General features: G+C 57.8%; 13 protein-coding genes. 12 read left to right on the forward strand and 1 reads right to left on the reverse strand.

Annotated features, from left to right (window positions below; all coding sequences use genetic code 11):
• The first annotated feature begins 80 nt into the window (after nt 1–80).
• Complete coding sequence (gene murD / locus PJL69_RS00775; RefSeq protein WP_271307968.1) at nt 81–1,487, forward strand: UDP-N-acetylmuramoyl-L-alanine--D-glutamate ligase; 1,407 nt, start codon at nt 81–83, stop codon at nt 1,485–1,487.
• Here the strand turns inward: murD and PJL69_RS00780 are convergent.
• Nucleotides 1,484–2,680, reverse strand: a complete 1,197-nt coding sequence (locus PJL69_RS00780) for an NAD(P)/FAD-dependent oxidoreductase (RefSeq protein ID WP_271307969.1) — start codon at nt 2,678–2,680, stop codon at nt 1,484–1,486. The two genes, murD and PJL69_RS00780, sit on opposite strands and share 4 nt — an antisense overlap.
• 173 nt (nt 2,681–2,853) lie before the next feature.
• Between PJL69_RS00780 and ftsW the strand changes: the two genes are divergently transcribed.
• The 11 genes from ftsW (at nt 2,854) to ftsZ (ending at nt 13,863) form a co-directional block, all read left to right on the forward strand.
• Nucleotides 2,854–4,020: a putative lipid II flippase FtsW gene (gene ftsW, locus PJL69_RS00785; protein WP_209097578.1), complete on the forward strand. Its 1,167-nt coding sequence runs from the start codon at nt 2,854–2,856 to the stop codon at nt 4,018–4,020.
• Nucleotides 4,017–5,114: an undecaprenyldiphospho-muramoylpentapeptide beta-N-acetylglucosaminyltransferase gene (gene murG, locus PJL69_RS00790; RefSeq protein ID WP_271307970.1), complete on the forward strand. Its 1,098-nt coding sequence runs from the start codon at nt 4,017–4,019 to the stop codon at nt 5,112–5,114. The genes ftsW and murG overlap by 4 nt, the downstream gene beginning before the upstream one ends.
• 1 nt (nt 5,115) lies before the next feature.
• A complete protein-coding gene (gene murC, locus PJL69_RS00795; RefSeq protein ID WP_209097576.1) occupies nt 5,116–6,525 on the forward strand; it encodes a UDP-N-acetylmuramate--L-alanine ligase in 1,410 nt (469 codons plus the stop codon).
• Nucleotides 6,526–6,593: 68 nt separating this feature from the next.
• Nucleotides 6,594–6,863, forward strand: a complete 270-nt coding sequence (locus tag PJL69_RS00800; RefSeq protein ID WP_271307971.1) for a DUF2484 family protein — start codon at nt 6,594–6,596, stop codon at nt 6,861–6,863.
• Entirely contained in the window at nt 6,860–7,105 is a 246-nt protein-coding gene (locus PJL69_RS00805) for a DUF2484 family protein (protein WP_271307972.1), read from the forward strand. Before PJL69_RS00800 ends, PJL69_RS00805 begins: the two co-directional genes overlap by 4 nt.
• The gene (locus PJL69_RS00810) at nt 7,102–7,428 is read left to right on the forward strand and encodes a hypothetical protein (protein WP_271307973.1); all 327 of its coding nucleotides are present in this window, start codon (nt 7,102–7,104) and stop codon (nt 7,426–7,428) included. Before PJL69_RS00805 ends, PJL69_RS00810 begins: the two co-directional genes overlap by 4 nt.
• A gap of 95 nt (nt 7,429–7,523) precedes the next feature.
• The gene (murB, locus tag PJL69_RS00815) at nt 7,524–8,450 is read left to right on the forward strand and encodes a UDP-N-acetylmuramate dehydrogenase (RefSeq protein WP_271307974.1); all 927 of its coding nucleotides are present in this window, start codon (nt 7,524–7,526) and stop codon (nt 8,448–8,450) included.
• A 238-nt stretch (nt 8,451–8,688) separates the two neighbouring features.
• Nucleotides 8,689–9,603 (forward strand): D-alanine--D-alanine ligase, encoded by a 915-nt coding sequence (locus PJL69_RS00820; protein ID WP_271307975.1) that lies wholly within the window; start codon nt 8,689–8,691, stop codon nt 9,601–9,603.
• Nucleotides 9,591–10,484 (forward strand): cell division protein FtsQ/DivIB, encoded by an 894-nt coding sequence (locus PJL69_RS00825; protein ID WP_271307976.1) that lies wholly within the window; start codon nt 9,591–9,593, stop codon nt 10,482–10,484. Before PJL69_RS00820 ends, PJL69_RS00825 begins: the two co-directional genes overlap by 13 nt.
• Nucleotides 10,481–11,815 (forward strand): cell division protein FtsA, encoded by a 1,335-nt coding sequence (gene ftsA, locus PJL69_RS00830; protein ID WP_209097569.1) that lies wholly within the window; start codon nt 10,481–10,483, stop codon nt 11,813–11,815. The genes PJL69_RS00825 and ftsA overlap by 4 nt, the downstream gene beginning before the upstream one ends.
• 368 nt (nt 11,816–12,183) lie before the next feature.
• Nucleotides 12,184–13,863, forward strand: a complete 1,680-nt coding sequence (ftsZ, locus tag PJL69_RS00835; RefSeq protein WP_271307977.1) for a cell division protein FtsZ — start codon at nt 12,184–12,186, stop codon at nt 13,861–13,863.
• The last annotated feature ends 207 nt before the right edge of the window (nt 13,864–14,070 follow it).

Genomic DNA, 14,070 nt, shown 5'->3' on the forward strand with positions numbered 1-14,070 from the left:
CCGCGGGCATCCGGTGTCCGCATCTTGTGCCTGCCTTGCAGGCAGGGCAGTGTCGGTGCGGAACTTTTTGGGGGTGACAGATGATTCCAGTACAGGGCTTTGAGGGCGCGAAGGTCGCCGTTTTGGGCTTGGGGCGCTCAGGACTTGCCACGGCACGGGCTTTGCGTGCGGGCGGAGCAGAAGCGATTTGCTGGGATGACAACCCAAAGGCGCGGGAAACAGCGGAAACCGAAGGGTTCATCTGTGCCGATTTGCTCAAGCAGAACGCTTTTGACGGCATTGCCAGCCTGATTGTCAGCCCGGGAATTCCGCATCTATACCCAACGCCCAATCCCGTAGTGGCTGCGGCTTTGGAGGCCGGTGTTGCTGTGGACAACGACATTGGTTTGTTTTTCCGCTCTTTCGCCGATGGCGGTTGGGAGATGTTTGACATCATGCCGAAGGTCGTTGCTGTGACCGGCTCCAACGGCAAATCCACCACCTCTGCGTTGATCCATCATGTGCTGAGCGAAGCAGGGCGGCGCACGCAGCTGGCGGGCAATATTGGCCGTGGCGTGCTGGATCTGGATCCGGCGGAAGATGGCGATGTCATCGTTTTGGAGCTCTCCAGCTATCAGACCGATCTGGCGCGGAGCCTTACGCCGGATATTGCTGTGTTCACAAATCTCAGCCCGGATCATCTGGATCGTCACGCGGGTATGGGCGGCTATTTTGCGGCCAAGCGCCGCCTCTTTGCCGAAGGTGGCCCGGATCGCGCAATTGTGGGCGTGGATGAAATCGAGGGGCGTTACTTGGCAGGGCAGCTTTCAGAAGGTCCCGCGGATGACCGGGTGATGCGCATCTCAACCGAGCGTAAACTCACCGGCGCTGGTTGGAATGTTTTTGCGCGCAAAGGGTTTCTCAGCGAATATCGTAAGGGGCGACAGGCGGGCTCGATTGACTTGCGCGCCATCAGGGGATTGCCGGGCGCACATAACCATCAGAATGCCTGCGCCGCCTATGCGGCCTGTCGCTCTTTGGGGCTTGCGCCACGTGTGATTGAGGCGGCCTTTGCCAGTTTTGGCGGGCTGCCGCATCGCAGTCAGATCATTGCTGAGGCCGCTGGTGTAACCTACGTGAACGACAGCAAGGCCACCAATGTGGATGCGGCACAAAAGGCTTTGTCGGCGTTCAAAAAGATCCGCTGGATCTGCGGTGGGCTTGAAAAAGAGGGTGGCCTTGGCGTGCTGGCTGAGAGTGCTGGCGAGGTTGTGAAAGCCTACGTCATTGGGCGAGAGGCTGCGAATTTTGCCATGCAGCTCAAAGGGGTTGAAGCAGAAGTTTGCACCACGATGGCGCAGGCTGTTGCACGTGCTGTGGCAGAGGCACAAGAGGGTGAAACTGTCCTGCTCGCGCCAGCGGCAGCGAGTTTTGATCAGTATGACAGCTTTGAAAAGCGCGGCGACGATTTTGTGGCAGAGGTGCGCGCGGCAACAGAGGCCGCTTAGGCGCGTTTGGCGGCGATGGCTTGACCGGCTGCCCAACCAGAGCTCCAGGCCCATTGAAAGTTGAAGCCGCCCAACCAGCCGGTCACATCCATGGCTTCGCCGATCACGTAAAGGCCGGGAACGTGTTTGGCTTCCATGGTTTTGGACGACAGCCCGTCTGTGTCTATCCCGCCAAGGGTGACCTCGGCAGTGCGATAGCCTTCGGTGCCTGATGGAGTAAGCTGCCAGTTTTGCAGCGTGCTGCAGAGCGTTTCTAATGTGCTGTCGGATTGGTCTGCAAGGTTGCCAGACAGATCCATGGTTTCGCTTAAGTGGTCCACCAGACGGGCAGGCAGAAGTGTTGCAAGCTCAGTTGTCAGATTGCGTCGCCCTTGCGCCTGTCGCCGTTTGCGGAGCGTCTCAAATGGGTTACTGTCAGGGAAGAGGTTGATGGCAATCGGCTGGCTTTCGCGCCAATAAGAGCTGATCTGCAACATGGCTGGGCCAGACAGGCCACGGTGGGTGAACAGCGCGGCCTCCTCAAAACTGGCGCCACCCGCTGTCGCTCGCACAGGGTGTGCCACGCCGGAGATGGCTTTGAAGCGCCCGTCTGAGAAAGTGAAAGGCACAAGCCCTGCACGGGTGTCCGTGACCGGAAGGCCGAACTGAAGCGCGATGTCATACGCCAGCCCTGTCGCCCCCATCTTGGGGATGCTTTTTCCGCCCGTGGCCAAAACGAGGTTCGCACAGCTCAGTTTTTGCCTTTGCCCGTTTTTTTCGACCTCTATAGCGAAATTCGATCCGTCGTGTGTGACATTTGCGATCTGTGTTTCAAGCCAGAGTTCGACACCTGTTTGGGTGAGTTCCGCGCGCAGCATGGCGATGATGTCTTTGGCGCTGTTGTCACAAAACAGCTGGCCAAGGGTTTTCTCATGATAGGCGATGCCGTGACGCGCCACCATGTCGATAAAATCCCACTGAGTGTAACGGCTGAGCGCGGACTTGCAGAAATGCGGGTTGCCTGAAAGGAAATTCTCAGGCCCAGCATACATATTGGTGAAGTTGCAGCGCCCGCCGCCAGAGATGCGAATTTTTTCGCCCGGAGCTTTGGCGTGGTCGAGCAGCAGCGTGCTCCCGCCCGTATGTGCGGCGCACATCATGCCGGCCGCGCCTGCGCCCAGAATAATGCTGTCCCAATGTGTCTGTGTGCTCATGGGCGCGAGGTGCCTGAGGATGTGGTTCAGGTCAAGGGGCGAAGCTTATACGGAAGATCGGCGGGTCGGGTGGAAATCACCGATCTCTATACTTTCCATAAAGCCTATTGGGTGTTACTCTTCCACTTAGACCCGGAAAACGGGCGTTTTGAGGCAGAGATCGGCGGATTTCGATGACAGAGATGGTTTATGGCGCGCTGCCCGTTCGGGCGCGTGAGCCCGTGCTCCCGAAGTGGTGGCAAACACTTGATAAATGGACAATGACGTCGATCGTCTTGTTGTTTGTCATTGGCCTGATGCTTGGCATGGCCGCAAGCCCGCCTTTGGCTGCCAAAAACGGTTTCGCGCCGTTTCACTACGTGCAGAAACAGGCATTTTTTGGCGGTTTGGCGATGGTTGCTATGATCGTCACATCGATGATGTCGCCAACTCTGGTGCGTCGTTTGTCTGTTTTGGGATTTGCAGTCGCGATGGTGGCGCTGGCGCTATTGCCGGTGTTTGGCACAGATTTTGGCAAAGGTGCCACGCGCTGGTATTCTCTGGGCTTTGCGTCTTTGCAGCCGTCTGAGTTTCTGAAGCCCGGTTTCGTGGTCGTGGCGGCCTGGCTTATGGCGGCCAATGAGGAAATCAATGGCCCTCCGGGGCGGCGCTGGTCGTTTCTGTTGATGGTGACCATTGTGCTGATGCTGGCGTTGCAGCCTGATTTTGGTCAGGCCTGTCTGATCCTATTTGGCTGGAGCGTGATGTATTTTGTCTCCGGCGCGCCCATGCTGCTGATCGGGGGGATCATTCTCTCCCTCATTCCGATTGCCAGATTTGCCTACACAAGTTCAGAGCATTTCGCGCGCCGCATCGATGGTTTTCTGGATCGCTCCGTCGACCCGACCACCCAGATTGGCTATGCGACTGAGGCAATCCGCGAAGGCGGTCTTTTTGGTGTCGGTGTGGGCGAGGGGCAGGTGAAATGGTCACTGCCCGATGCGCACACGGATTTCATCATCGCCGTTGCTGCCGAAGAATATGGGCTGATCCTTGTGTTTGCGATTCTTGCGCTTTACGCGACAATTGTGTTGCGCTCATTTTTCCGCCTGATGCGGGAACGTGATCCGTTCATCCGGCTGGCTGGCACCGGGCTTGTGGCGATTTTCGGCGTACAAGCGCTCATCAATATGGGCGTTGCGGTGCGCCTTTTGCCTTCCAAAGGCATGACTTTGCCGTTCGTGAGCTATGGCGGCTCGTCCCTCATCGCCGGGGGGATTGCAGTTGGCATGATTTTGGCGTTTACCCGCAGCCGTCCTCAGGGTGAGATTGGGGATATTTTGCGGGGGCACGGTAGATGAACAATCAGCCACTTTTGGTGATAGCAGCAGGCGGCACGGGGGGGCATATGTTTCCTGCGCAGGCGCTGGCAGAGGTGATGCTGCGCAAAGGGTGGCGGGTGAAACTCTCCACCGATGCGCGTGGCGCGCGCTATACCGGTGGCTTTCCGCATACGGTGGAGATTGAACAAGTCAGCTCCGCCACTTTTGCGCGCGGTGGGGCGCTGGCCAAGCTGGCCGTGCCGTTTCGCATTCTGGGCGGTGTGTTGGGCGCGGCGATGAAAATGCGCAAGGACCGGCCCGATGTGGTGGTCGGTTTTGGTGGATATCCGACCATTCCCGCGATGGGGGCCGCTTGGCTGCTGAAACTGCCACGTATGATCCATGAGCAAAACGGTGTGCTGGGGCGGGTCAATCAAGTCTTTGCCAAACGCGTGAACGTGGTGGCCTGCGGCACATGGCCCACTGCTTTGCCGGACGGCATTGAGGGCACGCCTGTTGGCAATCCCGTGCGCAAGTCCGTGATGGATCGCGCGGGTGCTGGCTATATCGCGCCGGGGGATTATCCCATGTCGGTGCTGGTGATTGGTGGCAGTCAAGGCGCGCGTATCCTAAGTGATGTGGTGCCTGCGGCGATTGCGGCATTGCCTCCTGAGATTTTGGGCAACCTGCGCGTGGCGCATCAGGCGCGCGATGAGGATTTTGACCGGGTGTCCGCCTTTTATGCTGAAGCGGGGATCTCTGCGGATGTGAAGCCTTTCTTCAACGATGTGCCTGCGCGCATGAGCGAAGCGCAACTTGTGATATCGCGCGCTGGTGCGAGTTCTGTTGCCGACATTAGCGTCATTGGTCGCCCCTCTATCCTTGTGCCGCTTGCAGCGGCCATTCGCGATGAGCAGTCTGCCAATGCACGTGGGTTGTCAGAGGCCGGTGGGGCGATTGTGATCCCCGAGAGTCTTTTGACGCCTGAGGCCCTAAGCGAGCAAATCACAACCATTTTGAGCAACCGGCAGGGGGCAGGCCAGATGGCGCAAGCCGCGCTGTCAGCGGGAAAGCCGGACGCAACCGAGGCGCTGGTCGCGCTGGTTGAGCAGCTGGCAGGTAAGGACGAGTAAGATGAACGCAGCAACCAAACTTCCCGGCGATGTGGGCGCCATCCATTTTGTTGGCATCGGCGGCATTGGTATGTCCGGCATTGCCGAGGTGCTGATCAATCACGGCTATACGGTGCAGGGCTCTGACCTGAAATCCACGAAGATCACCCAGCGCCTGGCTGATATGGGCGCGACGGTGTTTGAAGGCCAGCGGGCAGAGAATTTGGAAAATGCCGAAGTTGTGGTGATTTCTTCGGCCATCAAACCCGGCAATCCGGAGCTTGATGAAGCACGCCTGAAAGGTCTGCCTGTGGTGCGCCGCGCGGAGATGCTGGCCGAGCTGATGCGTCTGAAATCAAACATCGCCGTGGCCGGCACGCACGGTAAAACCACCACCACTACGATGGTGGCGGCATTGCTGGATCACGGCAATTTTGATCCAACAGTGATCAATGGCGGCATTATTCACGCCTATGGCTCGAACGCGCGTGTGGGCGACGGTGAGTGGATGGTGGTTGAGGCTGATGAAAGTGACGGCACCTTCAATCGTTTGCCCGCGACCATTGCCATTGTGACCAACATCGACCCAGAGCATATGGAGCACTGGGGCACCGAAGAAGCGCTTCACAAAGGCTTTTATGACTTTGTCTCAAACATTCCATTTTATGGTCTGGCGGTATGCTGCACCGATGATCCGGATGTGCAGACGCTTGTGGGTAAAATCACTGACCGCCGCGTCGTGACCTTCGGCTTTAATGCTCAGGCCGATGTGCGGGCGCTGAACCTGACCTATAAAGCGGGCGTTGCGCATTTTGACATCGCCTTGCAGGCCGAAGGCAAAGTGATCGAAGGCTGTACGCTGCCGATGCCTGGCGATCACAATGTGTCAAATGCATTGTCTGCGGTGGCGATTGCGCGTCATCTTGGCATGAAGCTTGATGAAATTCGCGCAGCGCTTGCGGCCTTTGGGGGCGTGAACCGCCGCTTCACCAAAGTCGGCGAAGTGCTTGGGGGCGTGCCGGTGATCGATGACTACGGCCATCACCCGGTGGAGATCGCCGCAGTGCTTAAAGCCGCGCGCCAGGCAATTGGTGACAGCGGTGGGCGGGTCATTGCTGTACATCAGCCGCACCGCTACACGCGTTTGCATTCGCTGTTTGAGGATTTCTGCACTTGCTTCAATGAGGCGGATGTTGTCGGTATTGCTGATGTTTTCGCAGCCGGCGAAGCGCCAATCGAGGGCGCAAGTCGCGATGATCTGATCGCGGGACTGGTGGCCCATGGGCACCGCCACGCGATCGCTATTTCTGAGGAGTCGGATCTGGTTGCGCTGGTCAAGGAGACCGCGAAAACCGGAGACATCGTGGTCTGCCTCGGCGCGGGTTCGATCAGTGCGTGGGCCAACGGTCTTCCGGGGCACCTGGGCGCCTGATCTATCGTGCTTGCGTGATTTCTAGGGCTGAGTAGACTGCTGAAAACGCAAACGAAAGGGCATGCGACGTGAGTTTTGTTTTGATACTCGCCTGTTTGTGGGTGCTTGCCGCAACCGCTGTCGCAATGTTGCCGATGCGGTATCAGTTTGTACCAGGTTTTGGTTTGCTGATAGCGGCCATTCTGTTGATCGGTGTGATCTTCTATGAGCATGGCTGGCTGTTTGGTGGGCTCGCGCTATTTGGGTTTGTATCCATGTTCCGCCGACCCTTGCTGTACTACGGGCGCAAAGCTCTTGGACTGCCTGTCGAGAGTGATGCCGCGGAGCAGCGGGAGTGAGCCTTTCGCTGATCAGCGCCTGTGTTTGGCTGATCGCGGCCAATCTGCGCGCAATGTTCCCCTCTAAGGATCACCACTGGCGCTTTGCTTATGTGATGATGGCGATTGGTGTGCCGATTGTGATTGGCCTTACTGTGCAGCATAACATCTGGTTTGCGCTTGTATTTTCTGGCATGGGGGCGTGGATTATGCGCTGGCCGGTTATCTACCTCTGGCGTTGGCTCAAAAGGAAATTGGGATGATCGCTGATCTTGTTTTAGATCTGACGCTGGGCTTGAACGCGGTGATCTGGTTCGCGGTGATGCTGATGCCAATCTATGGGGTTGTTACGGGATTTCGAAAAAGTCGCGGTCTCTTGAAACGTGCAAGCTTGATCTTGATTTGTCTTGTCATTCTGTTTGTCTCACTTCTTGTAACACTTGGCACGGTTAAGGTTGTGTCAGATCCAGAGTCGCTCGCTGCGCTTTACAGTTATAGTGGTTGGCTTGCATTGGGGCTGCCCGGGGCGCTTGCTCTGGGGTGGGGGTTGCATTTGGGGATTTATGCGCTGCGCGATCGGGCCTAGGCGGGAATTGACGCGTACGCACAGAGGCGGGTCTTGTGGTGTGAGGGTGGCTTCGCTATCGGTGCGGTGACCATTAAGCCAAAGGACCCGCACCAATGACTGATCTGCCCACGCCGCGCGGCAAGCTGACACTAGGCAAAGAGCTGTCAGGCTTGACCTGGCTGCGCGTTGGCGGTCCGGCGGATTATCTGTTTCAGCCCGCTGATGTTCAGGATCTTGCCGATTTCCTAAAAGCCTTGCCCAAAGATGTGGCGGTTTTTCCGATGGGCGTAGGCTCCAATCTGATTGTGCGCGATGGCGGTTTGCGTGCCGTGGTCATTCGCATGGGGCGTGGCTTCAATCATACAGAAATTGAAGGCAATCGTGTGCGGGTGGGAGCTGCGGCGCTCGATGCTCAAGTGGCGCGCAAAGCGGCGGCGGCTGGCGTTGATCTGACGTTTTTGCGCACCATTCCCGGTGCCATTGGTGGTGCCGTGCGGATGAATGCGGGGTGCTATGGCAGCTACACTGCGGATGTGTTTGTCGAGGCCACGGCTGTCACGCGCGAGGGGGAGATCGTCACCCTTACCGCAGAGGATCTGAAGTTCCAGTATCGCCAGACCGAATTGCCCGAAGGTTGGGTGATTGTGGAGGCGGTTTTGGAGGGGCCTTCTGGAGATCCAGAGGTGCTGGCAGCACGGATGGAAGATCAGTTGGCCAAGCGGGATGCGACGCAACCAACCAAAGACCGCTCGGCAGGGAGCACCTTCCGCAACCCGGCAGGATTTTCATCAACGGGCAAGGCGGATGACGTGCATGATCTGAAAGCCTGGAAGGTGATTGATGATGCAGGGATGCGTGGTGCACGCATAGGTGGCGCGCAAATGAGCGAGATGCATTCCAATTTCATGATCAACACAGGTGACGCCACGGCCTCAGATTTGGAAAATCTGGGCGAAGAGGTGCGAAAAAGGGTTTTCCAAAACAGCGGAATAGAGCTACAGTGGGAAATCATGCGGGTCGGGGAACCATCCGCTGACTGACTTCTTACCAAACGCTTAATAACAGGCACAAAAAAGCGGTTCGAAGTTACCAAACCAAGGGCGCAAAGCCCGATAAAACAGGGCAAAGCCCGAACTGAGAGCAGGGCACGAAGCCCAATCCGAGCAGGCATCCTTTGCCTGAATAAAAATGCGGCTGAACAAGGCCGCGATAACGAGTCCGAAGGGCTCAAACCAGAACAGGGCCGAAAACGGCTCGGGACATTGAGGCACGTAGGGTATGTCAGAGCAGACAAACCCCAAAGTTGCAGTTGTGATGGGCGGACCCTCTGCAGAACGCGAGGTTTCGCTCTCCACGGGGCGTGAATGCGCTGCTGCACTGCGGGACGCAGGATATCAGACCGTTGAGCTCGACGCTGGGTCGGATCTTGTTGCGCGCCTGAAAGAGATTTCTCCCGATGTGATTTTCAACGCACTGCATGGCCGCTGGGGCGAAGATGGCTGTGTGCAGGGCATTTTTGAGTGGCTGCGCATTCCCTACACACACTCCGGTGTTCTTGCGTCCGCATTGGCCATGGACAAACAGCGTGCCAAAGAAGCTTTCAAAGCTGCTGGGCTGCCTGTGGTTGAAAGTGTGATTGCTGACAAGACTGATGTGTCCTTACGCCATGTGATGGAGCCGCCCTACGTGGTGAAGCCCAATAACGAAGGCTCCTCTGTCGGGATTTACATCGTGAACGCGGGTGCAAACACGCCCCCTCAACTGGCAGAGGCCATGCCGGATGAGGTGATGGTGGAAACCTATGCACCTGGCCGCGAATTGACGACCACCGTAATGGGGGATCGCGCCTTGGGGGTGACGGATATCATCACCGATGGCTGGTATGATTATGAGGCGAAATACGCCGAAGGTGGCTCGCGCCATGAAATCCCTGCTCAGGTGCCGCAAGAGGTTTATGACGCCTGCATGGACTACGCTGTACGCGCACATAATGCTCTTGGGTGTCGCGGGGTGTCGCGCACCGATTTCCGCTGGGACGAGAGCCGCGGCCTGGAAGGGTTGATTTTGCTTGAGGTCAATACGCAACCGGGCATGACGCCGACCTCTCTGTCACCTGAACAAGCTGCTTTTCAAGGTCTGTCTTTTGCCGACTTCTGCAGTTGGATGGTGGAGGACGCATCATGCGATCGTTGAGGTCTGGCAAGCGACAAAAGGCGCGCCAAGATCTGGCGCCCAGCCGGTGGGCCTATCGCTTTGAGCGGCTGATGTTGACGCCGCTTTTCCGGTTTTGCCTGCGTACGGTTGTGCCCTGTGCTGTCGTTGCTGGGGCTGGAATGGTGTACTTCGCGGATGAAGGGCGTCGTGAAAACCTCAATCTCGCGATCAACGATTTGCGTCATCAGATCGCGACGCGTCCAGAATTCATGGTCAGCGCGATGGCGATCGAAGGGGCCTCTGATGGCACCTCAGAAGACATACGAGATATTCTTTCGCTGAGCTTTCCAACCAGCTCTTTCGATTTGGACCTGCCCTCAATAAAGGCGCAGATTTCGGAGTTGCCCGCTGTGGCAAGCGCATCGGTGCGCGTGCGCACTGGCGGTGTTTTGCAGCTTGATATCGCAGAGCGCACGCCTGTTGTGGTGTGGCGCACCCACGAAGGTCTGACGCTGGTTGATCCAGACGGTCATGTGACCGGGCCAGCGGTGTCTCGCCATGCCCATGCGGCGATGCCGCTGGTTGCGGGAGAGGGCGCAGATGCGCATGTGCGCGAGGCTTTGTCTCTGTTTTCGGCGGCGGGACCGCTCTCGGATCGCCTGATCGGATTGGTGCGCGTTGGGGAGCGTCGTTGGGACGTGGTTCTGACCCGCGATCAGCGGATTTTGCTGCCCGAACACGGGGCCGTTGAGGCGCTTGATCGCGTTGTTGCGCTTAACGCCGCTCAGGAACTCTTGGAACGTGATATTTCAGTGGTGGATATGCGGCTGGCGCGTCGTCCCACCATTCAATTGACAGAGAATGCCGTTGAAGACTGGTGGCGCACCAGTCAGATAACTTTGGGGACAACAGGACAATGACAGAGCTGTATCAAAGCCAACGCGCCATGCGCGCGATGCGCAAAGCGGCCATGCAACGCGGTGTGATTGCGGTTCTGGATGTCGGCACATCTAAAATTGCCTGCCTCGTGCTGCGCTTTGATGGCACTGATCGGCTGGCCAGTGTTGAGGGCATCGGCTCCATGGCTGGGCAAAGCGGCTTTCGTGTGATTGGGGCCAACACCATCATGTCGCGTGGCGTGAAGTTTGGCGAGATCGACGCCATGCAGGAGACCGAACGTGCCATTCGTACGGTGGTGCAGGCAGCACAAAAAATGGCGAAGATCCGCGTGGATCACGTGATCGCCTGTTTTTCCGGTGCAGAGCCGCGTTCCTATGGTCTGGATGGTCAGATTGAGCTGGCGGGGCAGGTTGTTGGCGAGCAGGATGTTGCGCGTGTTTTGGCAGCTTGCGATGTGCCCGATTATGGTGCGGATCGAGAGGTGCTGCACGCACAGCCTGTGAACTTCGCACTGGATCATCGCTCAGGTTTGAACGATCCGCGCGGCCAGGTGGGGCAGGTGCTCACGACGGATATGCACATGCTAACCGTCGATAAAGTGGCCGTTCAGAACCTTGTGCATTGTATCAAGCGATGCGATTTGGAACTCGCTGGGATTGCCTCTTCTGCTTATGTGTCAGGCATGTCAGCTCTGGTAGAAGATGAACAAGAGCTGGGCGCGGCCTGTATCGATATGGGCGGTGGGGCGACCAGCCTGTCGATTTTCATGAAGAAGCACATGATCTTCGCCGATACGGTGCGCATGGGCGGTGATCACGTCACAGGTGACATTTCCATGGGGCTGCAGGTGCCGATGGCGACCGCAGAGCGGATCAAGACGTTTTATGGCGGTGTTGTGGCCACGGGCATGGACGATCGTGACATGATCGAGCTGTCTGGAGACACAGGGGACTGGGAGCATGATCGCCGCTCGGTCAGCCGGGCAGAGCTGATTGGCATTATGCGTCCGCGCGTCGAGGAGATCCTCGAAGAAGTGCGTGCGCGCCTGGATATCGCTGGGTTTGAGCATTTGCCAAGCCAGAAAATTGTGCTCACGGGCGGGGGCAGTCAAATCCCCGGACTGGATGGATTGGCATCCAAAATACTCGGACAGCAAGTGCGCCTTGGGCGTCCGATGCGCGTGCATGGTTTGCCGCAGGCGGCAACCGGACCGGGATTTGCAGCGACCGTAGGGATGTGCCTGTTCGCAACCCATCCGCAAGACGAATGGTGGGACTTCGACTTGCCGGTGGATCGCTATGGTGTGCGCCCCTTTGACAAGGCGGTGCGCTGGTTTCGCGAAAATTGGTGAGGTTTTAACTGGGGATAAAGCAACGAAAGGGGCTTTTAGGGGGTGACCTTCCGCACCTGCGCCGTTAATGTTTTGGTAACCGCCAAAAATGCGGATCAAGCAGGCCGAGCAGGGTCTTTAACATAAAATATAGCTGTATCGGGGCGCTAAGGGCGCTTCGATTGGCTCCGTAGTGTTGTGCTGCGTGTGGATTGCCCCGCAAAATGTCGCGGTTTCGGCAAGATACCGCTAGTTTTTGAATTTTTCCTCCACATTTTGTGGCAAAATGCGCTTTTTGGGATGACGATTCCGCAAAGCGTGTTTAATAATGTGTTGGAGTAGGCAGAAAATGGCCCGCTGTGGCGGGTAAACAACAGGCGGACAGTTTTATGGCTTTGAATCTGACGATGCCCGATGAGGGTGATCTGAAACCCCGCATCACCGTGTTCGGTGTAGGCGGCGCAGGCGGCAACGCCGTTAACAACATGATCGACAAGGCGCTGGAAGGCGTTGAATTCGTGGTGGCGAACACCGACGCGCAGGCATTGCAGCAAAGCAAGTCTGACAGTCGTGTGCAGCTGGGCGTGAAAGTCACCGAAGGTTTGGGCGCTGGGGCGCGCGCAACTGTCGGGGCGGCTGCCGCAGAAGAAAGCATCGAGGAGATCGTGGATCACCTCGCAGGCGCACACATGTGTTTCATCACCGCAGGTATGGGCGGCGGCACCGGCACCGGCGCTGCACCAATTATTGCACAGGCCGCGCGTGAGCTTGGTGTATTGACCGTTGGTGTTGTCACCAAGCCATTCCAGTTCGAAGGCGCAAAGCGTATGCGTCAGGCCGAAGAAGGCGTCGAGCAGCTGCAGAAGATGGTCGACACACTGATCATCATTCCCAACCAGAACCTGTTCCGTCTGGCCAACGAGAAAACGACCTTCACAGAAGCCTTCTCCATGGCAGATGACGTTCTGTATCAGGGCGTGAAAGGTGTGACCGATCTGATGGTGCGTCCGGGCCTGATCAACCTTGACTTCGCGGACGTGCGCGCCGTGATGGACGAGATGGGCAAAGCCATGATGGGCACCGGGGAAGCAAACGGCGAAGATCGCGCGATCCAGGCGGCAGAGAAGGCAATCGCCAACCCGCTGCTGGACGAGATCTCCCTGCGCGGTGCGAAAGGCGTTCTGATCAACATCACCGGCGGTCACGATCTGACCCTGTTTGAGCTGGACGAAGCTGCCAACCGCATTCGTGAAGAAGTGGACGCAGACGCAAACATCATCGTTGGCTCCACCATGGATGACTCCCTTGAGGGTGGCATGCGAGTATCTGTCGTCGCCACTGGTATTGACGCGGCTGAAGCAAACGCGGCCATGCCATTGCCGCGCCGCTCTATGAAAGCGCCGCTCCCGCAGGCAGAAGTTGAAGCAGCACCTGCAGCGGCAGCGCCTGTGGAGCAAGCACCTGCACCGGCTGCTGAAGCGCCAGCTGCTTATGCACCAGCGCCACAGCCAGCGGCCGCGGCTCCAGCTGAGCCATCCCTGTTCCCGCAGATGGACGCACAGCGCGCCGCTGCAGAAGAGCAGATGGAAGACATCTTTGAGGAGCCAGCACCAGCAACGCCAACATTTGATGCGGCGTCGGCAGGTGCTGATGTGCCAGCGCCTGCGTATCAGCCTGCTGCCACACAGCAGGTCCAATCCCAGATGTTTGAGGAAGAAGAGCCGCAAGATTTTGTTGCGCCTCAGCGTCCAGCGCCTGGCACTCCGACACCTCAGCTGATGCAGCGTTTGCAGGCTGCGGTTGAAAAGGCGCCAGCTGCGCCAGCGCGTCCTGCTCCGACCGCACCCGCCCAAGAGCCGCGCGCAGAAGAGCGCCCGCGCTTTGGCATCAACTCTCTCATCAACAAGATGACAGGCCATGCCGCAGAACAGCCCGCCGCGCGTCCTGCGCAGGCAGCTCCCGTGGCGCGCCAGCAACCGGCGGTCCAGACTCAAGCGCCTGCTGCGCAAATGGACGAAGATCAGGAACGGATTGAAATTCCAGCCTTCCTGCGCCGTCAAGCGAACTGATAAACTATCTTAACACGTGAAGAGGTCGTCCTGACTGGGCGGCCTTTTTTTGTTTTTAGTCAGTGGGTTAGGTGCTTCATGGCGGTGTTTTGCCGAAGTGTTACAAACATGTTTCAGTCCGTTGCAAAGCTTTATTTGAGAAGACAGGCGCAACGCACTACCTCACTATTGCGGCCAATGGGGTGCGCCGCGTAACCGTTGAGGATC

This window comes from Shimia sp. MMG029, assembly GCF_027947445.1.
Lineage (GTDB): Bacteria > Pseudomonadota > Alphaproteobacteria > Rhodobacterales > Rhodobacteraceae > Shimia.

What these genes read in the sequence shown, in the direction of transcription:
- murD (WP_271307968.1), top strand. Translation starts at nt 81, where the DNA reads ATGATTCCAGTACAGGGCTTTGAGGGCGCGAAGGTCGCCGTTTTGGGC.
- PJL69_RS00780 (WP_271307969.1), bottom strand. Translation starts at nt 2,680, where the DNA reads ATGAGCACACAGACACATTGGGACAGCATTATTCTGGGCGCAGGCGCG.
- ftsW (WP_209097578.1), top strand. Translation starts at nt 2,854, where the DNA reads ATGACAGAGATGGTTTATGGCGCGCTGCCCGTTCGGGCGCGTGAGCCC.
- murG (WP_271307970.1), top strand. Translation starts at nt 4,017, where the DNA reads ATGAACAATCAGCCACTTTTGGTGATAGCAGCAGGCGGCACGGGGGGG.
- murC (WP_209097576.1), top strand. Translation starts at nt 5,116, where the DNA reads ATGAACGCAGCAACCAAACTTCCCGGCGATGTGGGCGCCATCCATTTT.
- PJL69_RS00810 (WP_271307973.1), top strand. Translation starts at nt 7,102, where the DNA reads ATGATCGCTGATCTTGTTTTAGATCTGACGCTGGGCTTGAACGCGGTG.
- murB (WP_271307974.1), top strand. Translation starts at nt 7,524, where the DNA reads ATGACTGATCTGCCCACGCCGCGCGGCAAGCTGACACTAGGCAAAGAG.
- PJL69_RS00820 (WP_271307975.1), top strand. Translation starts at nt 8,689, where the DNA reads ATGTCAGAGCAGACAAACCCCAAAGTTGCAGTTGTGATGGGCGGACCC.
- PJL69_RS00825 (WP_271307976.1), top strand. Translation starts at nt 9,591, where the DNA reads ATGCGATCGTTGAGGTCTGGCAAGCGACAAAAGGCGCGCCAAGATCTG.
- ftsA (WP_209097569.1), top strand. Translation starts at nt 10,481, where the DNA reads ATGACAGAGCTGTATCAAAGCCAACGCGCCATGCGCGCGATGCGCAAA.
- ftsZ (WP_271307977.1), top strand. Translation starts at nt 12,184, where the DNA reads ATGGCTTTGAATCTGACGATGCCCGATGAGGGTGATCTGAAACCCCGC.